Source organism: Amphritea sp. (genome assembly GCF_048266285.1).
Taxonomy (GTDB): Bacteria; Pseudomonadota; Gammaproteobacteria; order Pseudomonadales; family Balneatricaceae; genus Amphritea.
This window is the reverse complement of the sequence record NZ_JBLWZV010000017.1, coordinates 55,636-80,692: the sequence shown is the minus strand read 5'-3', so window position 1 is coordinate 80,692 and position 25,057 is coordinate 55,636. Positions and strand designations below refer to the sequence as shown.

General features: G+C 49.0%; 37 protein-coding genes and 1 pseudogene. 35 read left to right on the top strand and 3 right to left on the bottom strand.

Going from position 1 to position 25,057, the window contains the following annotated elements; translation table 11 throughout:
- The 29 genes and pseudogenes from ACN0T0_RS15935 to rplQ form a co-directional block, all read left to right on the top strand.
- A pseudogene (locus tag ACN0T0_RS15935) lies at window positions 1-192 on the top strand (elongation factor Tu); the annotation flags it as partial.
- Window positions 193-601: 409 nt separating this feature from the next.
- On the top strand, window positions 602-913 hold the full coding sequence (rpsJ, locus tag ACN0T0_RS15930) for a 30S ribosomal protein S10 (protein WP_036511965.1): 312 nt from the start codon (window positions 602-604) through the stop codon (window positions 911-913).
- Between the two features lie 102 nt (window positions 914-1,015).
- The gene (rplC, locus tag ACN0T0_RS15925) at window positions 1,016-1,654 is read left to right on the top strand and encodes a 50S ribosomal protein L3 (RefSeq protein WP_303580328.1); all 639 of its coding nucleotides are present in this window, start codon (window positions 1,016-1,018) and stop codon (window positions 1,652-1,654) included.
- An 11-nt stretch (window positions 1,655-1,665) separates the two neighbouring features.
- Window positions 1,666-2,271 carry a 50S ribosomal protein L4 gene (rplD, locus tag ACN0T0_RS15920; RefSeq protein WP_417227725.1) on the top strand — a complete coding sequence of 202 codons (606 nt, stop codon included), beginning with the start codon at window positions 1,666-1,668 and terminating at the stop codon, window positions 2,269-2,271.
- On the top strand, window positions 2,268-2,564 hold the full coding sequence (rplW, locus tag ACN0T0_RS15915; RefSeq protein ID WP_124927543.1) for a 50S ribosomal protein L23: 297 nt from the start codon (window positions 2,268-2,270) through the stop codon (window positions 2,562-2,564). Before rplD ends, rplW begins: the two co-directional genes overlap by 4 nt.
- Window positions 2,565-2,578: 14 nt before the next feature.
- Window positions 2,579-3,406 (top strand): 50S ribosomal protein L2, encoded by an 828-nt coding sequence (gene rplB / locus ACN0T0_RS15910; protein ID WP_417227724.1) that lies wholly within the window; start codon window positions 2,579-2,581, stop codon window positions 3,404-3,406.
- Window positions 3,407-3,421: 15 nt separating this feature from the next.
- On the top strand, window positions 3,422-3,697 hold the full coding sequence (gene rpsS, locus ACN0T0_RS15905; protein ID WP_215953571.1) for a 30S ribosomal protein S19: 276 nt from the start codon (window positions 3,422-3,424) through the stop codon (window positions 3,695-3,697).
- Between the two features lie 15 nt (window positions 3,698-3,712).
- Window positions 3,713-4,045 carry a 50S ribosomal protein L22 gene (gene rplV / locus ACN0T0_RS15900; RefSeq protein ID WP_091361855.1) on the top strand — a complete coding sequence of 111 codons (333 nt, stop codon included), beginning with the start codon at window positions 3,713-3,715 and terminating at the stop codon, window positions 4,043-4,045.
- An 11-nt stretch (window positions 4,046-4,056) separates the two neighbouring features.
- Window positions 4,057-4,743: a 30S ribosomal protein S3 gene (rpsC, locus tag ACN0T0_RS15895; protein ID WP_215953572.1), complete on the top strand. Its 687-nt coding sequence runs from the start codon at window positions 4,057-4,059 to the stop codon at window positions 4,741-4,743.
- Between the two features lie 12 nt (window positions 4,744-4,755).
- On the top strand, window positions 4,756-5,169 hold the full coding sequence (rplP, locus tag ACN0T0_RS15890; protein WP_215953573.1) for a 50S ribosomal protein L16: 414 nt from the start codon (window positions 4,756-4,758) through the stop codon (window positions 5,167-5,169).
- Window positions 5,169-5,360 carry a 50S ribosomal protein L29 gene (rpmC, locus tag ACN0T0_RS15885; RefSeq protein ID WP_126159343.1) on the top strand — a complete coding sequence of 64 codons (192 nt, stop codon included), beginning with the start codon at window positions 5,169-5,171 and terminating at the stop codon, window positions 5,358-5,360. Before rplP ends, rpmC begins: the two co-directional genes overlap by 1 nt.
- The gene (rpsQ, locus tag ACN0T0_RS15880; protein ID WP_175483610.1) at window positions 5,360-5,626 is read left to right on the top strand and encodes a 30S ribosomal protein S17; all 267 of its coding nucleotides are present in this window, start codon (window positions 5,360-5,362) and stop codon (window positions 5,624-5,626) included. The genes rpmC and rpsQ overlap by 1 nt, the downstream gene beginning before the upstream one ends.
- Before the next feature lie 83 nt (window positions 5,627-5,709).
- Window positions 5,710-6,078: a 50S ribosomal protein L14 gene (gene rplN / locus ACN0T0_RS15875; protein WP_126159344.1), complete on the top strand. Its 369-nt coding sequence runs from the start codon at window positions 5,710-5,712 to the stop codon at window positions 6,076-6,078.
- Between the two features lie 103 nt (window positions 6,079-6,181).
- Window positions 6,182-6,499, top strand: coding sequence for a 50S ribosomal protein L24 (gene rplX / locus ACN0T0_RS15870; protein ID WP_417227723.1), 318 nt, complete (start codon window positions 6,182-6,184; stop codon window positions 6,497-6,499).
- Between the two features lie 14 nt (window positions 6,500-6,513).
- Window positions 6,514-7,053 carry a 50S ribosomal protein L5 gene (rplE, locus tag ACN0T0_RS15865; protein ID WP_091361841.1) on the top strand — a complete coding sequence of 180 codons (540 nt, stop codon included), beginning with the start codon at window positions 6,514-6,516 and terminating at the stop codon, window positions 7,051-7,053.
- A gap of 10 nt (window positions 7,054-7,063) precedes the next feature.
- Window positions 7,064-7,369: a 30S ribosomal protein S14 gene (rpsN, locus tag ACN0T0_RS15860; protein ID WP_215953575.1), complete on the top strand. Its 306-nt coding sequence runs from the start codon at window positions 7,064-7,066 to the stop codon at window positions 7,367-7,369.
- A 68-nt stretch (window positions 7,370-7,437) separates the two neighbouring features.
- Entirely contained in the window at window positions 7,438-7,830 is a 393-nt protein-coding gene (gene rpsH / locus ACN0T0_RS15855; RefSeq protein WP_215953576.1) for a 30S ribosomal protein S8, read from the top strand.
- A gap of 11 nt (window positions 7,831-7,841) precedes the next feature.
- Window positions 7,842-8,375: a 50S ribosomal protein L6 gene (gene rplF / locus ACN0T0_RS15850; RefSeq protein ID WP_417227722.1), complete on the top strand. Its 534-nt coding sequence runs from the start codon at window positions 7,842-7,844 to the stop codon at window positions 8,373-8,375.
- A 9-nt stretch (window positions 8,376-8,384) separates the two neighbouring features.
- A complete protein-coding gene (rplR, locus tag ACN0T0_RS15845) occupies window positions 8,385-8,735 on the top strand; it encodes a 50S ribosomal protein L18 (RefSeq protein ID WP_126159349.1) in 351 nt (116 codons plus the stop codon).
- 11 nt (window positions 8,736-8,746) lie between these two features.
- On the top strand, window positions 8,747-9,247 hold the full coding sequence (gene rpsE, locus ACN0T0_RS15840; RefSeq protein ID WP_417227721.1) for a 30S ribosomal protein S5: 501 nt from the start codon (window positions 8,747-8,749) through the stop codon (window positions 9,245-9,247).
- A gap of 6 nt (window positions 9,248-9,253) precedes the next feature.
- A complete protein-coding gene (gene rpmD, locus ACN0T0_RS15835; RefSeq protein WP_126159351.1) occupies window positions 9,254-9,436 on the top strand; it encodes a 50S ribosomal protein L30 in 183 nt (60 codons plus the stop codon).
- A gap of 10 nt (window positions 9,437-9,446) precedes the next feature.
- Window positions 9,447-9,881, top strand: coding sequence for a 50S ribosomal protein L15 (gene rplO, locus ACN0T0_RS15830; protein ID WP_417227720.1), 435 nt, complete (start codon window positions 9,447-9,449; stop codon window positions 9,879-9,881).
- Window positions 9,882-11,210, top strand: a complete 1,329-nt coding sequence (secY, locus tag ACN0T0_RS15825) for a preprotein translocase subunit SecY (RefSeq protein WP_417227719.1) — start codon at window positions 9,882-9,884, stop codon at window positions 11,208-11,210.
- A 24-nt stretch (window positions 11,211-11,234) separates the two neighbouring features.
- On the top strand, window positions 11,235-11,351 hold the full coding sequence (rpmJ, locus tag ACN0T0_RS15820; protein WP_083935407.1) for a 50S ribosomal protein L36: 117 nt from the start codon (window positions 11,235-11,237) through the stop codon (window positions 11,349-11,351).
- 143 nt (window positions 11,352-11,494) lie between these two features.
- The gene (rpsM, locus tag ACN0T0_RS15815; protein WP_215953580.1) at window positions 11,495-11,851 is read left to right on the top strand and encodes a 30S ribosomal protein S13; all 357 of its coding nucleotides are present in this window, start codon (window positions 11,495-11,497) and stop codon (window positions 11,849-11,851) included.
- 24 nt (window positions 11,852-11,875) lie between these two features.
- On the top strand, window positions 11,876-12,265 hold the full coding sequence (gene rpsK, locus ACN0T0_RS15810) for a 30S ribosomal protein S11 (protein WP_019622838.1): 390 nt from the start codon (window positions 11,876-11,878) through the stop codon (window positions 12,263-12,265).
- Window positions 12,266-12,283: 18 nt separating this feature from the next.
- Window positions 12,284-12,904 (top strand): 30S ribosomal protein S4, encoded by a 621-nt coding sequence (gene rpsD, locus ACN0T0_RS15805; RefSeq protein WP_417227718.1) that lies wholly within the window; start codon window positions 12,284-12,286, stop codon window positions 12,902-12,904.
- Between the two features lie 26 nt (window positions 12,905-12,930).
- Window positions 12,931-13,935 (top strand): DNA-directed RNA polymerase subunit alpha, encoded by a 1,005-nt coding sequence (locus tag ACN0T0_RS15800; RefSeq protein ID WP_126159356.1) that lies wholly within the window; start codon window positions 12,931-12,933, stop codon window positions 13,933-13,935.
- 40 nt (window positions 13,936-13,975) lie between these two features.
- Complete coding sequence (rplQ, locus tag ACN0T0_RS15795; RefSeq protein WP_126159357.1) at window positions 13,976-14,368, top strand: 50S ribosomal protein L17; 393 nt, start codon at window positions 13,976-13,978, stop codon at window positions 14,366-14,368.
- A gap of 482 nt (window positions 14,369-14,850) precedes the next feature.
- On the opposite strand, the gene ACN0T0_RS15790 is transcribed toward rplQ, so the two are convergent.
- Window positions 14,851-15,765 carry a LysR family transcriptional regulator gene (locus ACN0T0_RS15790; protein ID WP_417227717.1) on the bottom strand — a complete coding sequence of 305 codons (915 nt, stop codon included), beginning with the start codon at window positions 15,763-15,765 and terminating at the stop codon, window positions 14,851-14,853.
- Window positions 15,766-15,860: 95 nt separating this feature from the next.
- On the opposite strand from ACN0T0_RS15790, the gene ACN0T0_RS15785 reads away from it, so the two are divergent.
- Together ACN0T0_RS15785 and ACN0T0_RS15780 are read left to right on the top strand one after the other, a co-directional pair.
- The gene (locus tag ACN0T0_RS15785) at window positions 15,861-16,889 is read left to right on the top strand and encodes a zinc-binding alcohol dehydrogenase family protein (RefSeq protein ID WP_417227716.1); all 1,029 of its coding nucleotides are present in this window, start codon (window positions 15,861-15,863) and stop codon (window positions 16,887-16,889) included.
- Window positions 16,890-16,949: 60 nt separating this feature from the next.
- A complete protein-coding gene (locus tag ACN0T0_RS15780; protein ID WP_417227715.1) occupies window positions 16,950-17,243 on the top strand; it encodes a putative quinol monooxygenase in 294 nt (97 codons plus the stop codon).
- 75 nt (window positions 17,244-17,318) lie between these two features.
- Here ACN0T0_RS15780 and uvrA read toward each other — a convergent pair whose 3' ends face one another.
- On the bottom strand, window positions 17,319-20,159 hold the full coding sequence (uvrA, locus tag ACN0T0_RS15775; protein WP_417227714.1) for an excinuclease ABC subunit UvrA: 2,841 nt from the start codon (window positions 20,157-20,159) through the stop codon (window positions 17,319-17,321).
- A gap of 181 nt (window positions 20,160-20,340) precedes the next feature.
- Between uvrA and ssb the strand changes: the two genes are divergently transcribed.
- The gene (gene ssb, locus ACN0T0_RS15770) at window positions 20,341-20,916 is read left to right on the top strand and encodes a single-stranded DNA-binding protein (RefSeq protein WP_417227713.1); all 576 of its coding nucleotides are present in this window, start codon (window positions 20,341-20,343) and stop codon (window positions 20,914-20,916) included.
- A gap of 271 nt (window positions 20,917-21,187) precedes the next feature.
- Here the strand turns inward: ssb and ACN0T0_RS15765 are convergent, their stop codons facing one another.
- Window positions 21,188-21,637, bottom strand: a complete 450-nt coding sequence (locus ACN0T0_RS15765) for a TerB family tellurite resistance protein (protein WP_417227712.1) — start codon at window positions 21,635-21,637, stop codon at window positions 21,188-21,190.
- A gap of 173 nt (window positions 21,638-21,810) precedes the next feature.
- Here ACN0T0_RS15765 and ACN0T0_RS15760 point away from each other — a divergent pair, with 173 nt between their 5' ends.
- From ACN0T0_RS15760 to ACN0T0_RS15750, 3 genes are read left to right on the top strand one after another with little or no spacing between them, the layout of a single operon-like run.
- Window positions 21,811-22,290, top strand: coding sequence for a MarR family winged helix-turn-helix transcriptional regulator (locus ACN0T0_RS15760; protein WP_417227711.1), 480 nt, complete (start codon window positions 21,811-21,813; stop codon window positions 22,288-22,290).
- Between the two features lie 20 nt (window positions 22,291-22,310).
- On the top strand, window positions 22,311-23,519 hold the full coding sequence (locus ACN0T0_RS15755; RefSeq protein ID WP_417227710.1) for an efflux RND transporter periplasmic adaptor subunit: 1,209 nt from the start codon (window positions 22,311-22,313) through the stop codon (window positions 23,517-23,519).
- Window positions 23,516-25,030 carry a DHA2 family efflux MFS transporter permease subunit gene (locus ACN0T0_RS15750; RefSeq protein WP_417227709.1) on the top strand — a complete coding sequence of 505 codons (1,515 nt, stop codon included), beginning with the start codon at window positions 23,516-23,518 and terminating at the stop codon, window positions 25,028-25,030. Before ACN0T0_RS15755 ends, ACN0T0_RS15750 begins: the two co-directional genes overlap by 4 nt.
- Window positions 25,031-25,057 lie beyond the last annotated feature (27 nt).

Genomic DNA, 25,057 nt, shown 5'->3' with positions numbered 1-25,057 from the left:
TACTTCCGTACAACTGACATCACCGGTGCTTGCGAACTTCCAGAAGGCGTTGAAATGGTAATGCCAGGCGATAACATCAAAATGGATGTTACCCTGATCAACCCAATCGCAATGGAAGAAGGTTTGCGCTTCGCGATCCGTGAAGGCGGCCGTACTGTTGGTGCTGGCGTTGTAGCTAAAATCATCGAATAATCTTCGTTGATATAAAAAAGGGTCCTTCGGGAGCCTTTTTTTGTGGTTTTTTATTTTTTGATATGGCCGGGGTTGAGTATTAAAAGATTCTGTACGCCCATATCAAGCATTACATCATCAATTCTGGCGTAACGAAGTTTTGCTTGGATTGATGCCCTTATTCGTGCCCGCAAATGATCGAATAGATGATCTCCTGGTTGTTTCGCCTCATTGTTTTGTTTAAGTGGCGATTTTATGTCTGTTTTTTGTTGCGTAAGTACTGTTGCTATTGAATGTCGCTAAAGGCGGGCTGTTTAATTTGTAAACAATACAGGCTTGACTTGGGGGTATAGGGTAAGTAGAATGCGCTACCCCGTTAAATGGGGTTAGGTGGCGAAAGCCTTTTTTTAATTCTAGGAATTGTGGTCAAATGCAAAACCAGAAAATCAGAATCCGTCTGAAGGCTTTTGATCATCGCCTGATTGACTCTTCCGCTCAGGAGATCGTTGAGACTGCTAAGCGGACAGGTGCTCAGGTGCATGGTCCGATCCCGCTTCCTACTCGCAAAGAGCGTTTTACAGTTCTGATCTCTCCTCACGTGAACAAAGATGCACGTGACCAATATGAGATCCGTACTCACAAACGCGTTCTAGACATCGTTGAACCAACAGAAAAAACTGTTGATGCACTGATGAAGCTAGATCTTGCTGCGGGTGTTGAAGTGCAAATTAGCTTAGGCTAATTAGACGATTGCGTAGATGAGTAAATCTACGTGTGGAATGCCTTTTAGGCAGCCATAGCGGGTTTTAGCCCCGTACACAACTGGCAATGTGAGGTTTATAAAATGTCTGTATCTTTAATCGGACGTAAAGCAGGTATGACTCGTGTCTTCACTGAAGACGGCGTGTCTGTGCCAGTCACTGTCATCGAGGTGGAACCGAACCGCGTAACACAGGTTAAGACCGAAGAAACTGATGGTTATTCTGCTGTGCAGGTAACTGTAGGTTCTCGTCGTGCTAGCCGCGTTACTAAGGCCGCTGCAGGTCACTTTGCGAAAGCAGAGACCGAAGCAGGTCGTGGTTTGTGGGAGTTCCGTCTGTCAGGTGACGAAGAAGTAAATGTTGGTGATCAACTGACTGTTGAACGCTTTGAAGCGGGTCAGAAAATTGATGTAACCGGTCAATCCAAAGGTAAAGGTTTTCAGGGCGGTATTAAGCGCTGGAACTTCTCCATGCAGGATGCGACACACGGTAACTCTCTTTCTCATCGTGCTCCTGGTTCTATTGGTCAGTGTCAAACTCCTGGTCGCGTGTGGAAAGGTAAGAAGATGGCAGGGCACATGGGTGCTGAACGTGTAACCGTTCAATCCCTAGAAGTTGTTCGCATCGATGCCGAGCGCAATCTGCTGTTAGTGAAAGGTGCTGTACCTGGTGCTACTGGCGGCGACGTAATCGTTAAATCAGCTGTTAAAGCTGGTGCCTGAGGGGGTTTGAAATGAATCTGAATCTTGCAGGAGCTGGAGGAAGCGTAGAAGTTTCCGATCTAGCATTTGGTAAAGAATTCAATGAATCACTGGTTCATCAGGTTGTTACGGCATACCTGGCCGGTGGTCGTCAAGGCACCAAGGCTCAGAAAAACCGCGCCGCTGTAAGCGGTGGTGGTGCTAAGCCATGGCGTCAAAAAGGTACTGGCCGTGCACGTGCCGGTACTATTCGTAGTCCTTTGTGGCGTACAGGTGGCGTAACATTCGCTGCTCAGCCGCGTGACCACGCTCAAAAAGTTAACAAGAAAATGTATCGCGCTGCGATGCGTTGCATCTTGTCTGAGCTGGTACGTCAGGAGCGTTTGGTTGTTGTTGATAACTTCCAAGTCGACGCGCCTAAGACTAAGCAGTTCGTCGCTAAGCTCGCTGAGCTTGAGCTGACTAACGCGCTGTTGATCACAGAAGACGTAGAGCAGAATCTGTATCTAGCCGCACGCAACGTACCACACGTTGACGTTCGTGATGCAGCTGGCATCGATCCTGTCAGCCTGGTTGGTTTTGAGAAGGTTGTTGTGACTGTTGCTGCTCTCAAGAAAATTGAGGAGGCGTTAGCATGAACGAAGGACGCATCTATCAAGTACTGCTAGGCCCGCATATCTCTGAGAAAGCAACAATTGTTGCTGAAGGTTCTCAGCAGGTTGTATTCCGCGTCTCAGCTGATGCAACTAAGCCTGAAATCAAGAAGGCTGTTGAGCAGTTGTTCGACGTAAAAGTAACTGGCGTGAACGTTGTTAACGTTAAGGGCAAAACCAAGCGCACTCAGCGCGGTATGGGTAAGCGCTCTGACGTTCGTAAGGCATATGTATGCCTGGCAGACGGTCACGACATCGACTTTATCGATGGCGAATAAGAGGGGTTTGAATTATGGCTATTGTTAAATCTAAACCGACCTCCGCTGGGCGCCGTCATGTAGTTAAGGTGACTACACCTGATCTGCACAAGGGTAAGCCACACGCTGCTCTGGTCGAAAAGAAAAGCAAAACCGGTGGTCGTAACACCTATGGTCGCATTACGACTCGTCACATTGGTGGCGGTCATAAGCAACATTACCGTGTTATTGATTTCCGTCGCAACAAGCTGGATATCCCTGCTACCGTTGAGCGTCTGGAATATGATCCAAACCGCTCCGCGCACATCGCTCTGCTGATGTACGCTGACGGTGAGCGTCGCTACATTATCGCCCCTAAAGGCGTTAAGGCTGGTGATTCTCTGATATCTGGTCAGAATGCTGATATTAAACCAGGTAACTGTTTGCCACTGCGTAACATCCCTGTCGGTAGCGTTATTCACTGTATCGAGATGAAACCAGGTAAAGGTGCTCAAATTGCACGTTCTGCTGGTACTTCCGCACAGTTGATTGCTCGTGAAGGTGCTCATGCAACTTTGCGTCTGCGTTCAGGCGAAATGCGTAAAGTGTTGGTTGACTGCTGCGCGACACTGGGTGAGGTCGGTAATTCCGAGCACTCTCTACGTCGTCTAGGTAAAGCTGGTGCTACACGCTGGCGTGGTGTTCGTCCTACCGTTCGTGGTGTGGCGATGAACCCAGTCGATCACCCACATGGTGGTGGTGAAGGTCGTACATCTGGTGGTCGTCATCCTGTGACACCATGGGGCGTACCGACTAAAGGTAAGAAAACTCGTTCGAATAAGCGTACCGATAAGATGATCGTACGCCGTCGTCAAGCGAAATAATCAGAGGATACAGCTGTGCCACGTTCACTGAAGAAAGGTCCTTTTATCGACCTTCACCTGTTGAAAAAGGTAGAAGCTGCAGTTGAGGCCAATGATCGTCGTCCGATCAAAACTTGGTCTCGCCGTTCTACAGTTTTTCCAAACTTCGTAGGACTGACGATTGCAGTTCATAATGGCCGTCAGCACGTACCGGTGTTTGTCACCGAGGATATGGTTGGTCATAAATTAGGCGAGTTTGCCGCTACCCGTACGTATAAGGGTCATGCAGCAGATAAGAAAGCTAAACGCTAATCGGGAGTTAAGAAAATGGAAGTAGCCGCTAAGCACAAAGGCGCCCATATCTCCGCTCAGAAAGCGCGTTTGGTTGCCGATCAAATCCGCGGAAAGGCGGTGGGTGAAGCCCTGAATATTTTGGCTTTCAGCCCTCAAAAAGGTGCGGTGCTAGTTAAGAAGGTACTTGAGTCTGCTATTGCTAACGCAGAGCATAACGAAGGTGCTGATATTGACGAGCTACGCGTTTCACAAATCTTCGTTGATGAAGGTATGACCATGAAGCGCATAAGACCGCGTGCGAAAGGTCGCGCTGACCGTATTTTGAAGCGCACCTCCCACATCACCGTTAAGGTAGCTGACTGCTAGGAGATACCACTATGGGTCAGAAGGTACATCCAACAGGTATTCGACTTGGAATTGTAAAAGATCACACTTCGGTGTGGTATGCAGACAAGAACGAATACGCTAATAAGCTGTTGAACGACCTTAAGGTACGTGAGTATCTGGAAGGCGAGTTAAAAGCAGCATCTGTTAGCCGCATCGAAATTGAGCGGCCTGCACAGAATGCAAAAATTACCATTTTCACTGCCCGTCCAGGCATTGTTATTGGTAAGAAAGGTGAAGATGTAGAAAAACTGCGTAACGCTTGTTCTAAAATGATGGGCGTTCCGGTTCACATCAACATCGAAGAGATCCGTAAACCAGATCTAGATGCCAAACTAGTTGCACAAAGTGTCGCAAGCCAGCTGGAACGTCGTGTTATGTTCCGCCGTGCCATGAAGCGTTCTGTACAGAATGCTATGCGTCAGGGTGCTGAAGGTATCAAGATTCAGGTTGGTGGCCGTCTGGGCGGTGCAGAGATTGCACGGTCTGAATGGTACCGCGAAGGTCGTGTGCCATTGCACACCCTGCGTGCTGACATCGATTACGGTACTTACGAGGCGCACACTACATACGGTGTGCTTGGCATTAAAGTCTGGATCTTTAAAGGTGAGATTCTGGGTGGTATTGAAGAAGTACGCGCTCAGAGAAATGCTCAACCTAAGAAGAAAGGTTCAAAGTAGGGGTAATTATCAATGCTGCAACCTAAGAGACTTAAATTCCGCAAGGTTATGAAAGGCCGCAACCGCGGTCTGGCCGAGCGCGGTGGTACTGTTAGTTTTGGTGAAATTGCACTGAAAGCGACAGAACGTGGCCGTATTACAGCTCGCCAGATCGAAGCTGCTCGTCGTACTATGACTCGTCACGTAAAGCGTGGCGGTAAAATCTGGATTCGCGTGTTCCCGGACAAGCCAATCACAGGTAAGCCGCTTGAAGTACGGATGGGTAAAGGTAAGGGTAGTGTTGAATACTGGGTATGCCAGATCAAACCAGGTAAAGTACTGTTCGAAATGAGCGGTGTGCCTGATGAGTTGGCTACTGAAGCATTCAACCTAGCTGCGGCGAAACTGCCGCTGGCAACCACTATTGTTAAACGGACGGTGATGTGATGAATGCAACTGAACTGCGCGAACAATCCGCTGAAGAACTCCAGCAAACTTTGCTGGGTCTTCTGAAGGATCAGTTCAATCTGCGTATGCAGAAAGCAACTGGTCAGCTGACTCAGAATCATATGCTGGGTCAGGTGCGTCGCGATATCGCGCGCGTTAAGACCGTACTGAATCAGAAAGCAGGTAACTAATAATGGCCGCAGAAAAACGTACACGTACTGTGACCGGTAAAGTTATCAGCAATAAAGCTGACAAAACTATTACCGTTCTGGTAGAGCGTAAAGAGAAGCACCCGATCTACGGGAAATTCGTAACTCGCTCCACTAAGCTGCATGCGCACGACGAACAGAATGAATGTCAGATGGGAGATACAGTGACTGTTGCTGAATCCCGTCCGCTTTCAAAAAGTAAGTCTTGGACGCTAGTTAAGATTGAAGAACAGGCAGTAAAGGTGTAATATAACGCACCTTTGCTTCTGGCAGGCTGTTTTTTGGGCCCTAAAGGGCAAAGAAAACAGTCTGAATTTTGGAGTAGAGACCCATGATTCAAACAGAATCTATGCTTGATGTTGCTGATAACAGCGGCGCCAAGCGAGTACAGTGTATCAAGGTCCTGGGTGGCTCACACCGTCGTTATGCCGGTGTAGGTGACATCATCAAAGTTACTGTTAAGGAAGCAATTCCTCGCGGTAAGGTGAAAAAAGGTCAGGTCCTTAATGCTGTTGTGGTACGTACCCGTAAAGGTGTTCGGCGCCCGGACGGTTCAATCATTCGCTTTGACACAAACTCAGCGGTTTTATTGAACGCCAACTCCGCGCCTATCGGTACTCGTATCTTTGGCCCAGTAACTCGTGAACTTCGCTCAGAGAAGTTTATGAAAATCATTTCCCTGGCGCCTGAAGTGCTATAAAGAATCCCGGCTTTCGCAAGTCAGGATTTATGCAAAAACGCTAAGCTCGAAAGGGCTTGGCGTTTTTAAGCATGAGAGGGTAGTAGGAAAGGATGGATAATTAATGCGTAAAATAATTCGTAACGACGAAGTAATCGTTATTGCAGGCAGAGACAAAGGCAAGCGCGGCAAAGTTCTGCGTATTCTTGCTAATGACCGTCTGATCGTGTCTGGCATCAACATGGTTAAGAAACACACCAAGCCTAACCCAATGCTGGGTAAAGCTGGCGGTATCGTAGAGAAAGAAGCAGCGATTGCAGTATCTAACATCGCTATTTTCAACTCTGCTACCGGTAAAGGTGACCGTGTTGGTTTCAAAGTTCTGGAAGATGGCAACAAAGTCCGGATCTTCAAATCCAACGGCGAAGTTATCGCTAAGTAATAGGAGTTGATGCCATGTCTAGATTAAAAGCACTCTATAACGAGTCCGTTAAGCAGCAGTTGAAAGACGATTTGAGCTGTCCTAACGTGATGGCTGTACCACGTCTGACCAAAATTACCCTGAACATGGGTGTTGGTGAAGCGCTTGGTGATAAGAAACAGCTGGATAATGCCGTTGCAGAAATGCAGGCAATTGCAGGTCAAAAACCTGTTGTAACCCTGGCCCGCAAATCTATTGCAGGCTTCAAGGTTCGTGAAGGTTGGCCAATTGGTTGCAAGGTAACCCTGCGCGGTGAGCGTATGTGGGAATTCCTTGACCGTCTGGTTGATATCTCGATCCCACGTATTCGTGACTTCCGTGGCCTGAACCCGAAATCTTTTGATGGTCGTGGTAACTACAGCATGGGCGTGAAAGAGCAGATCATCTTCCCTGAAATCGAATACGATAAGGTAGATAAGCTGCGTGGTATGGATATTACCATCACCACCACTGCTCGCACTAACGACGAAGGTCGTGCCCTGCTGGCAGCCCTCAACTTCCCATTCAAAAAGTAAGGGTAGAGAAATGGCTAAGGTATGTATGAAAGCGCGCGAATCAAAACGCGCAAAAATGGTTGCTAAGTATGCTGAAAAGCGTGCCGCTCTTAAAGCAATCGTTAAAAACCCTGCTTCATCTGAAGATGAAGTTTGGGATGCCCAGGTAGCTCTGCAAAAGCTACCGCGTGACGCTAACCCGGTTCGCCAGGTGCGTCGTTGTCAGGTTACAGGTCGTCCACACGCTGTTTACCGTAAATTTGGTCTAAGTCGGATCAAACTGCGTGAAGCTGCAATGCGTGGTGATGTGCCGGGCCTGAAAAAAGCAAGTTGGTAAGCACAATGGTCTGGGCAGGATGATTCCCATCCTGCTACCGCATTGCGCTGCACAAAGGAAAATAAACCATGAGTATGCAAGACACTCTTGCGGATATGCTAACCCGTATTCGTAATGGTCATATGGCTGAGAAATCAGCTGTAACTATGCCTGCTTCTAAGCTGAAAGCCTCTGTTGCTGCAGTTTTGAAAGAGGAAGGTTACATTGCTGACTTCGCCGTCGAAGGTGAAGGCAAGCCAGTGATGACTGTTGAACTGAAATACTTTGAAGGCAAGCCGGTTATTGAGTCTATCCAGCGAGTTAGCCGTCCAAGTCTGCGTGTATACCGAGGCGCTAATGAGCTGCCTAAAGTATCTGGCGGATTAGGCGTAGCTATCGTATCCACTTCTCGTGGTGTGATGACTGATCGTGCTGCCCGTGCTGCCGGTATCGGTGGCGAAGTCATCTGTACGGTATTCTAGGAGCTGGAAATATGTCTCGAGTTGCTAAAAGTCCCGTTGTCCTACCGGCAGGTGTTGAAGCTAAGGTTGATGGTCAGCAGATCAATGTAAAGGGCGGTAACGGTGCCCTGGGTCTGTCTGTTCACCCGTCTGTAGAAGTAACCACAGAAGATAACGTGCTGAAGTTCGCCGCACGCAATGGCAGCAAAACTGCTAACGCGCTGGCCGGTACTGTCCGCTCTTTGGTTAATAACATGGTTGTTGGTGTAAGCACTGGTTTCACTAAGAAACTATTGCTTCAGGGTGTTGGTTATCGTGCTGCTGCAAACGGCAATACGTTGAGCCTGACTCTGGGTTTCTCTCACCCAATCGATTATAAGCTGCCTGAAGGTGTTGCAGCTGCAATGGAAGGCCAGACCACTATCGTGCTGACATCAGCCGATAAGCAGGCGCTGGGCCAAGCTGCAGCAGAAATTCGTGCTTTCCGTCCACCAGAGCCTTACAAAGGTAAGGGTGTACGTTACGCTGACGAATTCGTTCGCCGTAAAGAAGCTAAGAAGAAGTAAGGTAGGGTCATGAACGAAAAGAAAACATCTCGTATTCGCCGTGCCCGCCGTGCCCGTTACAAAATGCGTGAACTGGGCGCAGTACGTCTGTGTGTAACCCGTACACCACGTCACATCTATGCACAGGTTATCTCTGCTGATGGTGGTCAGGTTCTGGCTGCAGCATCAACTGTAGAAAAAGACCTGCGTAGTGATACTACTGGTAACACTGATGCCGCTACTAAAGTAGGCACACTGATCGCTCAGCGCGCAAAAGACGCTGGCGTGACTAAGGTTGCTTTCGACCGTTCTGGGTTTAAATACCACGGACGAGTTAAAGCGTTGGCAGATGCAGCCCGTGAAGGCGGCCTGGAATTCTAAGGGGTTTGACAATGGCAAATCACGAACAGAAAGACGGTGACCTACAAGAGAAACTTGTACAGGTTAACCGTGTTGCCAAAGTAGTTAAGGGTGGTCGTATCTTCGGTTTCACCGCTTTGACTGTTGTTGGCGACGGTAATGGCCGCGTAGGCTTCGGTCGCGGTAAAGCACGTGAAGTACCTGCGGCGATTCAAAAAGCGATGGAACAAGCGCGTCGTAATATGATCACTGTTGATCTAAACGGCACAACTCTGCAATACCCTATTAAAGCCCGTCACGGTGCTTCTAAGGTATACATGCAGCCTGCATCTGAAGGTACTGGTGTAATCGCCGGTGGCGCGATGCGTGCTGTACTGGAAATTGCAGGTGTTCACAACGTACTGGCTAAGTGCTACGGCTCTACAAACCCAGTCAACGTTGTTCGCGCAACAATCAACGGTCTTGCTAGCATGACATCTCCTGAAGATGTTGCTGCTAAGCGTGGTAAGTCCGTAGAAGACATCCTGGGGTAATCAACGATGGCATCTACTCTCAAGGTAACACTTGTTCGCAGCACCATCGGTATCCTGCCTAAGCACAAATTGTGCGTCCAGGGTCTGGGTCTGCGCCGTATCGGTCACACCGTAGTAGTGGAAGACACTCCTTCTGTACGCGGTATGATCAACAAAGTTAACTACATGGTTCGTGTAGAAGGCGAATAAGGAGCTCATTATGCGTCTTAATACACTGAGTCCTGCCGAAGGTTCTAAACATGCTCCTAAGCGTGTAGGCCGCGGTATTGGTTCCGGCCTGGGTAAAACCGGCGGTCGTGGCCATAAGGGTCAGAAATCCCGCTCCGGCGGTTCAGTGAAACCAGGTTTCGAAGGCGGCCAAATGCCGTTGCAGCGTCGTCTGCCTAAGTTCGGTTTTACCTCTCGTCAGGCTGCATTCGTTGCAGAAATTCGCCTGAACGAGCTGGCTAAGATTGATGCTGACGTAATCGATCTGGATGCACTGAAAAAAGCGGATATCATCAAAGACAGCATCAAGCGTGCGCGCGTGATTCTTTCTGGTGAGATCAACAAAGCAGTTACCGTTAAAGGTCTTAAAGTGACCAAAGGCGCTCTTGCTGCAATTGAAGCTGCAGGCGGAAAAGTCGAGGAATAAATGGCTAAGAAAGGACCAGTACCAGCAGGCGTACAGAACGGCTTAGGCGAGCTTAAATCTCGTTTGTTGTTCGTTTTGATTGCGATCGTTGTATACCGTATCGGTGCACATATTCCGGTACCTGGTATCAATCCTGATCGTCTAGCTGCACTCTTTGATCAGAATCAGGGCACTATTTTGAGCATGTTTAACATGTTCTCCGGTGGTGCTTTGGAACGGATGAGTATCCTTGCTTTGGGTATTATGCCGTACATTTCTGCATCGATTATTATGCAGCTGATGACGGTAGTCAGCCCGACGCTTGCGCAACTCAAGAAAGAGGGTGAGGCTGGTCGTCGGAAGATCAATCAGTACACACGTTACGGTACCGTTATCCTAGCGACTGTACAGTCGTTCGGTATGGCGGTCGGCCTTGCTAACCAAGGCGTTGCCTTTGCAGCAGATTTCAACTTCTACTTTGTAGCGGTTGTCACACTGGTTGCAGGTGCAGTGTTCTTGATGTGGTTGGGTGAGCAGGTGACTGAGCGGGGTATCGGTAACGGTATTTCGATTCTGATCTTCTCTGGTATTGTGGCCGGTTTGCCTAGTGCTATCGGTCAGTCCTTTGAATCAGCGCGTCAGGGGGATCTTAATATCCTGGCGTTGCTGGCCATTGCTGTGCTGGCGGTTGCCACTGTCGGCTTCGTAGTGTTCATGGAGCGCGGTCAACGCCGTATCACCATTAACTATGCGAAGCGCCAACAGGGTCGTCGCATGTATGCTGCGCAGTCCAGTCATTTGCCGTTAAAGGTGAATATGGCTGGTGTTATTCCGCCGATCTTCGCTTCAAGCATTCTGCTGTTCCCTGCGTCACTTGGCCAATGGTTTGGTCAAACTGAAGGCATGGAGCTGCTACAGGATATCGCACTTGCGCTGGGCCCGGGTCAGCCGCTGTATATCCTGTTGTTTTCGGTATGTATCATTTTCTTCTGTTATTTCTACACAGCGATTGTTTTCAATCCAAAAGATGTAGCTGATAACCTGAAGAAGTCTGGTGCATTCATCCCGGGTATTCGCCCAGGGGAGCAATCTGCTAAGTACATCGATAACGTACTGGGCCGCCTGACACTGTTTGGCGCTCTGTACATCACTGCGGTATCTCTGATGCCTCAGTTCCTGGTGGTAGCCTGGAATGTACCTTTCTACTTCGGTGGTACGTCACTGCTGATTGTGGTTGTTGTTGTGATGGATTTCATGGCTCAAGTACAATCTCATTTGATGTCCCATCAGTATGAATCCCTGATGAAGAAGTCGAATCTTAAAGGAGGCGGTGCTGGCCTGCTGCGCTAGCATCCCTGCTATTTGGAGTTGATCATGAAAGTACGTGCATCAGTTAAGAAGATCTGCCGTAACTGCAAGATCGTACGTCGTAACGGTACTCTGCGGGTTATCTGCAAAGTTGAACCACGACACAAGCAGCGCCAGGGTTAATTAACGCCTGGTCTGGGAGTGGTTGTCGCGAAGGGTTGATTTATTTTTGATCAACGTGTAGAATCTCGCGCCTTCCATTAATAGAAGAATTTGCAGTACCTGTGAAAAGCACAGGTGCATGCTAATAAGTTGGAGTAAATTGAATGGCCCGTATAGCTGGCGTCAATATTCCTGACAATAAGCATGCGGTAATTTCATTGACTTACATCTTCGGAATTGGCCGCACGACAGCGAAGGACCTCTGCGTTAATTGTGGAATTCAAGAAACCACAAAGATTGCAGATTTGTCAGAAGAACAACTGAATACGGTACGTGACGCAGTCGCCAAGTTGACAGTTGAAGGTGATCTTCGCCGTGAAGTATCCATGAACATCAAACGCTTGATGGATCTTGGTTGTTACCGTGGTTTGCGGCATCGCCGTAGTTTGCCTCTTCGTGGTCAGCGCACTAAGACAAACGCGCGTACCCGTAAAGGGCCACGTAAACCAATCCGTAAGTAATGGTAAGCGATAGGAATTTCCAGTATGGCTAAGCCAGGTAATCGCACACGTAAAAAGGTTAAAAAGCAGGTTGTTGACGGATTCGCTCACATCCATGCTTCATTTAACAACACGATCATTACTATTACTGATCGTCAGGGCAATACCCTGAGTTGGGCAACCGCAGGCGGCTCCGGCTTCCGTGGTTCTCGTAAGAGTACACCCTTCGCGGCACAGGTTGCTGCGGAACGTGCAGGTGTAGCTGCTCAAGAGTATGGTCTAAAGAATTTAGACGTTTTTGTTAAGGGCCCAGGCCCAGGCCGTGAATCTGCAGTGCGCGCATTGAACGCATGTGGATACAAGGTTAATAACATCACGGACGTGACACCGATTCCTCACAACGGTTGTCGTCCACCGAAGAAACGTCGCGTTTAATCCGGAGACAGTAATAATATGGCTCGTTATTTAGGACCAACATGCAAGCTGTCTCGCCGTGAAGGTACCGACCTTTTCCTGAAGAGCGGTGTTCGTGCTCTGGACAGTAAGTGTAAAGCTGAAAATGTTCCAGGTGTACATGGCGCTCGTCGTGGTCGTTTATCAGATTACGGTTTACAGCTTCGTGAAAAACAGAAAGTTCGTCGTACATACGGCGTACTTGAAAAGCAATTCCGCAGCTACTACAAGGAAGCTGCCCGTCGCAATGGCGCGACTGGTACTAACCTTCTTCAGTTGCTGGAAGGGCGTCTAGACAATGTCGTCTATCGTATGGGATTTGGATCTACTCGTGCTGAAGCACGTCAAGTAGTTTCTCATCGTCAGATTACAGTTAACGGACAGTCCGTGAACGTTCCTTCTTACCAGGTACAAGCTGGTGATGTGGTTGCCGTTCGTGAAAAGTCCAAGACTCAACTGCGTATTAAACACGCACTTGAGCTGGCTTCTCAGCGTACAGCTGTTGAGTGGGTAGATGTTGATGCTGCGAAGATGGAAGGTACTTTCAAGTCCCTGCCAGAGCGTACTGAACTGTCTGCTGACATCAATGAGCAGCTGATTGTCGAACTGTACTCTAAGTAAATATTGACTTCTTAATTGGTGGAACTATGCAGCGTTCAGTAAACGAGTTTCTAAGTCCCCGTCACATTGACGTTCAGGAAATTAGTGCGACTCGTGCAAAAGTTACTTTGGAACCACTGGAGCGCGGTTTTGGCCATACGCTGGGTAATGCGCTACGCCGTATCCTTCTCTCTTCAATGCCTGGCTGTGCCATCACTGAAGCTGAGATCGAAGGTGTGCTGCATGAGTACAGCACCATCGAGGGTGTGCAGGAGGACGTAATTGAAATCCTGCTCAACCTTAAAGGTGTTGCAGTCGCGCTGCACAACGGTGATGAAGCAACCCTGACTCTGTCTAAGAGCGAAGCGGGTCCTGTTACAGCAGCTGATATTCAGTTGAATCAGGATGTCGAAATCGCAAATCCAGAGCATGTCATCGCTCATTTGAGCGAAGGTGCAAGCCTTAACATGCAATTGAAGATCGTTCGTGGTCGTGGCTATGTGCCAGCTGACCTGCGCGTATCGGATGAAGACGAGTCTCGGACCATCGGCCGCTTGCTACTTGATGCTACCTACAGCCCGGTTCGCCTGGTGTCGTATGTAGTTGAAAGTGCGCGTGTTGAACAGCGTACTGACTTAGATAAGTTGGTCATTGACATTGAATCCAATGGTACTATCGATCCGGAAGAATGCATCCGTCGTGCTGCAACTATTTTGCAGCAACAACTGGCTGTATTTGTAGATCTGGAAGGTGGTAAGGATCAGGTTAACGATGAACCGGAAGAACCAGAAATCGATCCGATTCTGCTTCGCCCGGTTGATGATCTGGAGCTGACTGTACGTTCCGCCAACTGTCTGAAGGCAGAGCAGATCTACTATATCGGTGATCTGATTCAGCGTACCGAAGTAGAACTGCTTAAGACTCCGAACTTGGGTAAGAAATCGCTGACCGAGATCAAGGACGTTTTGGCGTCTAAAGGTCTGTCACTGGGTATGCGCCTTGAAAATTGGCCACCTGCGAGCATCAGAAACGACGATAAAGTCGCTTCCTGATCTGCGGTTTTAAACCTAACAGTTTGGCAAGGATAAAAAGATGCGTCATCGTAAATCAGGTCGTCACTTTAATCGTACAAGTGCGCACCGTAAAGCAATGTTCAAGAACATGGCTGTAAGCCTGTTCGAACATGAGCTCATCAAGACCACGCTGCCTAAAGCTAAAGAGCTGCGTCGTGTTGCTGAGCCACTGATCACACTGGCAAAAGTAGACTCGGTTGCTAACCGTCGTCTAGCCTTTGCTCGTACCCGCAGTAAAGAAGCTGTTGGTAAACTGTTTAACGAACTTGGTCCTCGCTACGAAGGTCGTCCAGGTGGTTACATTCGTATTTTGAAATGTGGCTTCCGTACGGGTGATAACGCGCCGATGGCTTACGTTGAGCTAGTTGACCGTCCAGCGGATGCTGTAGCGGTAGAAGATTCTGAAGATTAATCTCTTCATATCTTAATAAAAACCCGGCATAAGCCGGGTTTTTTTTGTCCTAAAAGTCGTCATATCACTTAACTGATCGTTTTTTTCTACGCTTCTAAGCGCTATTCAATGGTGTTTCGGTACTTGCTAGCCTTTCATGTATTAACTCACGCTTTTAATCGTTCAGCCTTTAACTACTCAGTTTGGGGGCTGGTGTTAAGTAAATGTCATCAACTAAATCTATAATGTAGGCATTATTGACGTTTGGAAGTAGAGCAATGGAGCTAGTAAGCTGCGAAGTTTGTCGAGAAGTGCTAAAGGAACAGCCAATTTCCGTACCGGCTGACTATATCGAACGAAATAAGAATTTTAACGAGACAATCTATATGTGTAAAAACTGTAGAGTGATTGTCCGACTTACATCGATACCCCATAAATGGAGTATGTTGACACCCTAATGCGGCTTGCTGCCTTTGGTGTGATCCTTTTTGCTTTGCCCTACGCTAGCTTAACGGCCTGCCTACGGGTTTAAGTTCTTCATTTACCTTATCTCTTAAAAAATCCCGTAACAGCAGTACAGCAGGTGTAACCTGTTTGCGGCTCGGACAAACGAGCCAAAGTCCAACCGGCTTGGATTGGTATTCCGGCAGCAAACGGAGGAGTTTGCCGCTATCGAGCTCACGTTTTACATCCAGTTTTGATTTAAACGCAATGCCTCTGCCGGCCCGCGCCCAGCGTCTAACAATCTCCGCGTCATCACATTCTCGATCGCCGGTTACGGGTATGCGGTACTGTTCACCGTTTCTGACCATATCCCATGTATCGTAGGCGCGATTGCCGAGACGAAAGATCAAGCAGTTATGCTGACGTAACTCTTCGGGATGCTGAGGTTCACCAAAGGCGGCAGTGTACTCTGGCGAGGCGATAATAACTCGGTCGATGCTGGCAACCTGAAAGGCGATCATGGATGAATCTTCTGGCGCACCGTAACGTAGCGCCACGTCTACCCGGTCGAGATAGAAATCCGACAGACCATCACCGATATTAAGTTTGAGTGATAGTTCCGGGTGTTTGATCATCATCTCATCGATCCAAGGTACCACTAAGTTGCGGCCCAAATCGGACGGCATCGATAGGCGCAGCTCACCGGAAATTTTACCTTTGATCGCATGTAGCGATGCTTTACCTTCTTCTAACGCCACGAGTGCTTGGCGGCAGAAGGTCAAAAAGTGTTCTCCCTCGGAGGTTAGCCGTAATTGTCGGGTCGATCGAATAAATAGCTGGGTATCAAGTTGTTTTTCCAGTCGCTTAAGGGCTGCACTGGCCGTGGCTGGGGTTAATCCCAGTTGTTCGGCGGATGCGGTAATGCTGCCGCAGTCGGCGATTCGGGTGAATAATTCTAAGTCGTCTGTATTCATTATCAAAAATATATTGAAACTGATTGAGTGATTAGCATGTTTTTAGTTTAGGCATATCGGTTCACAATGTCTCTATCAATTTACCGAGGTCGAAAATGAAAGCTATTGGTTATTTAGAGTCACAGGCAATTACAGAGCAGGATTCACTGGTTGATATCGATCTGCCGATGCCCGTTGCCGCGGGACGCGATCTGCTTATTAAGGTCAACGCTATTTCTGTTAACCCTGTGGATACTAAAGTTCGCCAGCGGGCACAGCCTGAGAATGGTGAATACAAAGTATTGGGCTGGGATGCAGTGGGTGAAGTCGTCGCTGTCGGTGAGCAGGTTGAATTCTATCAGCCGGGTGATCGTGTCTGGTATGCCGGTGATTTGACTCGCCAAGGTACCAATGCTGAGTTCCACCTCGTTGACGAGCGTATTGTCGGTCATGCACCTAAGTCGTTGTCTGATGGCGAAGCGGCGGCGATGCCGTTGACGACCATTACCGCTTGGGAGTTACTGTTTGATCGCCTAGGGATACAGCAGAAGAGCGCTAATGGTGCAGCTTCAAAGCCAGAGCAGGTATTGGTTATCGGTGCAGCCGGTGGTGTGGGTTCCATTATTGTGCAGTTGGCGGCCAAACTAACGGATGCTGTCGTGATCGGTACGGCATCCCGTGCAGAAAGTCAGCAATGGGTTAAGGAGCGTGGTGCTGATTTTGTTATTGATCACCGTCAGCCGTTGAATGAAGAGCTTAAGCGCATCGGATTGGATACGGTATCCCATGTGGTCAGCCTAAACGGCACCGACCAGCATTTCGATGCGATCGTTGAGAGCATTGCTCCTCAGGGTAAGCTGGCGCTGATTGATGATCCAGAAACACCATTGGACATCATGAAGCTGAAGATGAAGTCTGTGTCATTGCATTGGGAATTTATGTATACCCGTTCAATGTTTAACACCGATGATATGGCGAAGCAGCGTGACCTGCTGAATGCCGTTGCTGACTTAATTGATGCGGGTGAGATCAAAACCACCCAAGGAACCAACTTTGGTGCTATCAATGCAACCAATCTAAAGCTAGCGCACGCTGCTGTTGAGAGTGGTAGTACTATCGGCAAGGTTGTACTAGAAGGTTTTTAACGTGCGGGGTGGTACTGGCCCCAATCTGCTCAATCATGTTACTGAAGCTTAGGAATAACGATGACTACTGAACTGATAATTGTTGCCCGTATTGAGGCAAAATCCGATCAAATTGATTTAGTGAAAACAGAATTAATCCGTTTAATTGAACCTACCCGTGAAGAGGCCGGTTGCTTGCAGTACGATCTGCATCAGGATAATAACAATCCTGCTGTGTTTCTTTTCTATGAGCGCTGGGAATCCCGTGACCTTTGGGTGGCGCATATGGATAACGTTAATCTAAAACGTTATTCAGTGGCAGTTGAAGGGGCTGTAGAGAGCTTTATCTTGAATGAAATGGCACACTTCAGTTGAGCTAAGTAAAAATGTTATAAAAAAGGCTGATGTGTTTGCATCAGCCTTTTTTTGTATTTAGATCAGTCTATTCGCTTAGCCTTGGGCTTTATGGTTTTTGTCCAGCATCGGTTTGAGGAACTCTCCGGTGTAGGAACCTTTCACTTCGGCGACTTCTTCCGGTGTCCCAGTGGCGATGATTAAACCACCACGGGTGCCGCCTTCAGGGCCGAGGTCGATGATCCAATCGGCGGTTTTAATCACATCTAAGTTATGCTCGATCACCACAATGGTGTTGCCATGGTCACGCAATCGATAGAGCACGTTGAGCAACTGCTGAATATCATAGAAATGCAGTCCAGTCGTTGGCTCATCAAGAATATAAAGGGTTTTACCGGTATCCCGCTTACTCAGTTCTTTCGCCAGTTTTACTCGCTGGGCTTCACCGCCAGAAAGTGTGGTGGCTGCTTGTCCGAGGCGGATATAGGAAAGGCCCACATCGATCAGGGTTTGCAGTCGGCGGGAAAGGGCTGGGATGGCATCAAAGAATTCGCGACCATCTTCCACCGTCATATCCAGCACTTCATGGATACTCTTACCCTTATATTTAACTTCTAAGGTTTCCCGGTTATAGCGTTTGCCTTTACAGACATCACAGGGTACATAGATATCCGGCAGGAAATGCATCTCGACTTTGATCACGCCATCGCCCTGGCAGGCTTCACAGCGGCCACCTTTAACGTTAAAACTGAAACGTCCTGGCTTATAACCCCGTGAGCGGGCTTCCTGTGTGCCGGCAAACAGTTCGCGGATCGGCGTGAAAATACCGGTATAGGTTGCTGGGTTGGAGCGTGGTGTCCGGCCGATCGGGCTCTGATCGATATCGATCACCTTATCGAGCATATCCATGCCTTTCAGTGACTTATAAGGCGCAGCATCCAGCGTGGTGGCACCATTCAGCTCGGTGGCGGCGATAGGGTAAAGCGTGCCGTTAATCAGTGTAGATTTACCCGAGCCAGATACCCCGGTCACGCAGGTTAATAGCCCCAGCGGTATATCCAGATTAACGCTATTGAGATTGTTGCCGGTAGCGCCGTGCAGTTGCAACCAACGGCCATCGGATTTGTGCCGCTCAGTCGGCGTCTCGATCCGACGACGACCGGAAAGATAATCGGCGGTCATCGACTCTTTGCAAGCCATCAATTCAGCGGGAGTACCCTGTGCAATGATTTCACCACCGTGGACGCCAGCACCGGGTCCCACATCGATGACATAATCCGCTAGTCGAATAGCATCTTCGTCATGCTCAACCACAATCACTGTATTGCCTAGGTCGCGGAGGTGGATCAGGGTTTTCAATAGACGGTCGTTATCCCGCTGATGCAGTCCGATAGACGGCTCATCGAGAATATACATCACCCCGACTAGACCGGCACCGATCTGGCTGGCCAGACGGATACGTTGTGCTTCACCGCCCGAGAGGGTTTCGGCACTACGCTCAAGGGATAGATAATCGAGGCCGACGTTGACCAAGAATTGCAGGCGTAGGCGGATCTCTTTCAGAATCTTATCGGCGATTTCACCCTGCTTGCCGCTTAATTTAAGGCCGTCGAAATAGTCACAGCTATCGCCAATGGATAGACGTACCAGTTCTGGCAAGGTTGTTTCATCGATATACACATGGCGCGCATCGCGGCGCAGTCGGCTGCCGTCACAGGCAGGGCATTCCTGCATATTGATATACTTAGCGAGATCATCCCGCACCATATCGGATTCAGTTTCCCGATAACGACGCGATAGATTGTTCAGCACCCCTTCAAATGGATGGGATTTGCTGATGACATCGCCACGGTCGTTGAGATAACGGAAGGCGATATCTTCTTTACCGCTGCCTTCCAGAATCATCTGTTGCTGCTTGGCGGTCAGATCTTTAAAGGGGGTGTCCATATTAAAGCCATAATGATCGGCAACGGCTTTAAGTTGTTGAAAATAGTACAGCGCACGACGGTCCCAGCCTCGGATAGCCCCTTCAGACAGGGTGAGGGTGTTATCGCAGACGACTTTTTTCGGATCAAAAAACTGCTTTACTCCCAAACCATCACAGGCAGAACAGGCGCCGTGGGGGTTGTTGAAGGAGAACATGCGGGGTTCGAGTTCTTGAATGCTGTGGCCACACTTAGGACAGGCAAAGCGGGCCGAAAACACCAGTTCTTCGCCATCGTTATCCATATAGCTAATGGTGGCGATACCATCGGTCATCGCCAAGGCTGTTTCAAAAGACTCGGCTAAGCGCACCTGTAGATCATCACGTACTTTAAAGCGGTCAACTACGGCTTCGATATTGTGCTTTTTGTTCTTATCTAGCTCAGGAATACTGTCGATATCGCACACAATGCCATTGACGCGCACCCGAACAAAACCCTGTGCTCGTAGTTCACTAATAGTATGTAAGTGCTCACCTTTGCGGCCTTGAACCACCGGTGCCAGCAACATCAGCTTAGAGCCTTCAGGTAGGGCTAATACCTGATCAACCATCTGGCTGACGGTTTGTGCCGCTAACGGTAGATCATGATCCGGACAGCGAGGTTCACCGGCGCGGGCAAACAGCAAGCGTAGATAGTCGTAGATCTCGGTGATGGTGCCGACTGTCGAACGGGGGTTATGGGAGGTGGATTTTTGCTCAATCGAAATCGCTGGCGAAAGTCCCTCGATATGATCGACATCGGGCTTTTCCATCATCGATAAGAATTGCCGCGCATAGGTAGACAGGGATTCAACGTAACGGCGCTGACCCTCAGCGTAGAGCGTATCGAATGCCAGCGAGGATTTTCCTGATCCGGATAAACCGGTAATAACAACAAGTTTATCCCGCGGGATGTCCAAATCGATATTTTTCAGGTTGTGTGTTCTGGCGCCGCGAACCACTATCTTGTCCATCGTTGTTTCCGTGTCCAATGCAAAAGCTCAAGTATAAAGAGTTATGCGTGTTGCCACACCTGATCTGACGATTTTTTATCGCTGCTGAGAGTAATAATTATGCTATGCTTCACTCAATGCAGTAGCTGCTAAATTTATGCGGCACAGGTTTGCAACAAGTTAAAAAATATTGGAGAGATCAATGGCACGTGGTGTTAACAAAGTCATCCTGATTGGTAATCTGGGTAATGAGCCTGAAACTAAGTATTTGCCCAGCGGCAATGCGGTGACCAACATCACGGTGGCGACTTCTGAATCTTGGAAGGATAAGCAAACAGGCCAGCAACAGGAACGAACTGAGTGGCACCGAGTGGTGTTTTTCAACCGATTAGCTGAGATCGCCGGCGAATATCTGCATAAGGGTTCTAAGGTTTATCTTGAAGGTTCGTTGCGCACCCGTAAATGGCAAGATCAGCAGGGCCAAGACCGTTACACAACGGAGATCGTGGCGAGCGAAATGCAGATGCTCGATAGCCGTGGCGATGGCGGTAACAATGGTGGTTATCAGCAGCCTCAGGGCGGCTATCAGCAACCGCAACAACAGGCGCCACAGCATAATTATCAGCCACAACAGGCTCCACAACAGAATTATCAGAAACCGCCGCAGCCTCAACAACCGCCGCAACAAAATTATCAAAAACCAGCCCCACAAGCGGCCCCTCAAGCACCTCAGCCAGCACCAGGATTGGATGATTTTGACGATGATATTCCCTTTTAGGCCTCGGTTTATGTAAAGTGTAACGTTTAGATGTTACATATATCTCCCAAGACCCCGCAATAGCGGGGTTTTTTGGTTTTTAGGCTATTTCAAAAATGTAGTGCTTTGATTTAACTAAAAGAGGGAAGTATGTTTTCAGCAAGTTGACGGCAGAGGCATAGACTTTTTAAAGGCATGGCAACTATATCATTGGGCTATCTAAACTATTGGTGGACATTGCCGGCTATTCAAATTGAGGTTAATTAAAGTTAGTTTATAACTCCGCTGCAACTTATCCTTCAACAACCCGCAACTTAGCCGTGATGAAATCCGTATGGGAGACATAGATCAGGTCGGCGATACGACGAATTACATGTTCTTCATAATGGTGTAGCTCGCCATCGGCATAGGCGACCCGCCAGAGGTTTTCGATCAGGGTAGTTTTTTCGTTAGGGCTGCATAGATCATTGATCTGCGAGGTGAAGCGAAAGTAGTCGGTTGCCTCATGTTGGGCTTTTTTTGCTCGCTCAAAGAGTGCTAGGGCGGTAGCTTGATCCAATGAAAAACTCTTTTTTAATACGCTTAATAGGGTCTCGTCCTCTTCGGGCTTACGCTCATAATCGGATATCAACACTTCCACCATTAGTGCGGCAGAAGCCAGTGATAGCAAGGTTTGTGGATTATCTCCGGTAGCGTTATCGGGCAGAAAGGTTTCCAAAAAAGACTTCAGCTTGGTAATCATTTTATATTCTCCAGTACCGGCAGTAGACAAGCAGCCGTCTATATTAGTTCATTTCGTTGGATCAGGTGTTTTCGTTAAAACTGCTTTGACAAAATTTAGCTGCCATGGCAGTATCTTGTTTTAATTTAGCTGCCTAGGCAGTTAAATGGTATGAATTGTTTAGAGAACACTCAATGATCCACTTTACTGAAGACAATGTGCCAACCCGGCTTAGCATTGCGCATCTTATTTTTCTGTTGAATCAGCATAAAGATCGATTACTGGATAAATACCTTAAACCTTTCAATATTACCGGACCGCAATTTCGCGTGATGCGGCTGATTATCGTTGAACAGGTGGAAACGCCGTCGGAGCTGACGCGACGCTTGTCGATCGATAGCGGGGCGATGACGCGGATGTTAGATCGTCTAGAGCAGCGCAATCTGTTGGTGCGTGAACGGTGTCCTAATGATCGTCGGCAGGTGCGCCTTAAACCGACCGAAGAGGGTACGGCCCTGAGTCATCAGATGCATGGCTTAGCTGCAGATCTATTGAATGAGTTGACCGGTGAACTTAGCCCACAGGAGCTGAGTGAACTAGATCGTATTATACGCAAAATGTTGGTGCCTACCGGATTGATGGAAGAACCGACAGAGCCGTGTAAAGCTGAATAAAGAATAGGCGGAATATAGCGATGAATGAAGAGAATGTAGCGGTTGAAACACGGCCTGCATCAGCTAAGCGTAGCCGTATAGTTTTACTCAGTGGTCTGTTTTTTATTGTGTTGGTCGTGGCTGGGTCTGTATTTGCCTATGAGCATCTGTACGGTCGCTTTTATGAGGATACTGAAGATGCTTATGTTGATGGTAACCGGGTACAAATCGGCTCGGGGATTAATGGCACGGTGATTCGTATCAATGCGGATGACGGTGATTATGTCGAGCAAGGACAGGTGCTGGTCGAGCTGGACCCGAGTGACACCGCGATTGCACTGGAGCAGGCGAAAGCTGATCTAGCAACCACGGTACGTGAGGTGCGAGGGCTGTTCTCCAGTGTGGAGAACTATCGCGCGCAGTTAGCCACCCGAGAACTTGAACGGCAGCAAGCCCGCAGTGATTTTAATCGTCGCGATAAGCTAGCGGCCGCTGGCGTGTTATCACAGGAAACCATGTCTCACTCACGGGACGCCCTCGGTGAAGCCGAGAATGCCTTGGTGATCGCGCGTCAGCAACTGACCAGTACGCTGGCGCTGGTGGAAGGGACTACCATTGCGACCCATCCGAAGGTGCAAGCGGCTACGGCAAAATTACATCAGGCATTTATAAACCACGCCCGCACTCATCTGATTGCGCCGGTGAGCGGTTATGTAGCCCAGCGCAGCGTTCAACCGGGTGCTCGGGTGACCACGGGGCAGGCGTTAATGGCGGTGATTCCGTTGGATCAGGTGTGGATTGAGGCGAATTTTAAAGAGACCCAGATGCGCCAGATGCAGATTGGTCAGACGGTCGAGATTACGGCGGACCTGTATGGCAGTGATGTACATTATCAGGGGCGTATCGAAAGCCTCGGCGTCGGTACCGGGGGCGCATTTGCTTTATTACCTGCTCAAAACGCCAGTGGTAACTGGATTAAAATTGTCCAGCGAGTGCCAGTGCGCATCGGCTTACAAGCGGAAGAGTTACAGGCCCATCCGTTGCGTTTAGGTATGTCGACCAAGGTTGAGGTCGATCTGCATCAGCAGGATGGCGAAGTGCTTGCCAGCCGTGTTGATCATTCCGCTCGCTATGCTACCGATATCTATGCCAATCTGCTGCAAGAAGCAGATCAATTAGCCGCACAATTGATTCGTGCTAACAGTGAGACGATGACCCACAACGATACCGCGGTGTCTCAAGTTCAATGAGTGCGATCCGGTTTGCTCCCGCTAATTTGGTGTTGGCTACGATTGGTCTGGCATTGGCGACCTTTATGCAGGTGCTGGACACCACGATTGCCAATGTCGCACTCACGTCGATTACCGGTAACCTGGGGGCCAGCAGCGAACAAGGCACCTGGGTGATCACCTCGTTTGCCGTGTGTAATGCTATCGCGTTGCCGCTGACCGGTTGGATGGCGCGTCGTGTTGGCGAAGTGCGCTTGTTTATCGGCTCTGTTTGTCTGTTTATGTTTACCTCGTTTCTCTGTGGTATCGCTACCTCACTGCCCGAACTGGTGTTCTTTCGGGCCTTGCAGGGCTTTGTTGCCGGGCCTCTTTACCCGATCGCGCAGACCCTGTTGATTGCGATCTACCCTGCGGCACGCCGTGGTATGGCGTTGTCGTTGTTAGCAATGGTGGCGGTGGTGGCGCCGATCTTGGGGCCGATTTCCGGTGGTTGGCTAACGGATAACTACTCTTGGCCGTGGATCTTCTTTATTAATCTACCGATCGGTTTGTTTGCCGCAGTGGTGGTGTGGTCGCAGCTGCGCAACCGTCCGGAAGAAACCGAGAAAAAGCCGATCGACTATGTGGGTTTAGCTCTGTTGGTGTTAGGAGTTGGGCTATTACAGGTGGTGCTGGATAAGGGTAATGATCTGGATTGGTTTGAATCGGAGTTCATTATCTACAGTGCCGCGGTGGCGGTGATTGCGTTGATCTCGATGGTGATCTGGGAGATGACCGAAGAGCATCCGGTGATTAATCTGAGACTGTTTCGTCATCGAAACTTTACCTTCGGAACCATCGTGCTGGTGTTGGGTTACTCCGCTTTTTTTGGTCTTAACTTGCTGTTGCCTGTGTGGCTGCAAACGCGCATGGGCTATACCGCCGTATGGGCGGGCATGGCGGCCGCGCCGATCGGTATTGTGCCGGTGATACTGTCGCCTATTGTGGGACGGTTTGGCTATAAAGTGGATATGCGACTGCTCACCAGTATCGCTTTTCTTGCGATGGCATTATCCAGTTTTGCGCGGGCGAACTTTAGCTTGGAGGTAGATTACTACCATATTGCCATGATTCAGTTGGCGATGGGGCTAGGGGTAGCGTTATTCTTTATGCCAGCAACCACTATTTTACTATCGAGTTTGTCCCCCCGTGAGATTGCTGATGGTTCCGGCTTAGCGACATTTTTACGAGTGCTCGGCGGCAGTTTTGCCTCGTCACTGACCACTTGGTGGTGGCATCGGCAGGCGGCGGTGGAACATGCCCGGCTGACGGAACATATCACCCCTTACAGTCCTGAAACGCAGCACTATCTGGACCTGTTGGGAGGGCCGACACTGCAGAATTATGGGCGTATTGAACAACTGATCGAAGCGCAGGCCTATATGATCTCGACGGTGGATTATTTTGCGCTGCTGGGGTGGATCTTCTTAGCCTTGATGGCGGCGGTGTGGTTTGCCAAACCACCTTTTCTATCCGGCGCTAACGGGCGTTAGCCAATCGCTGGCATATCGGCTGGATGC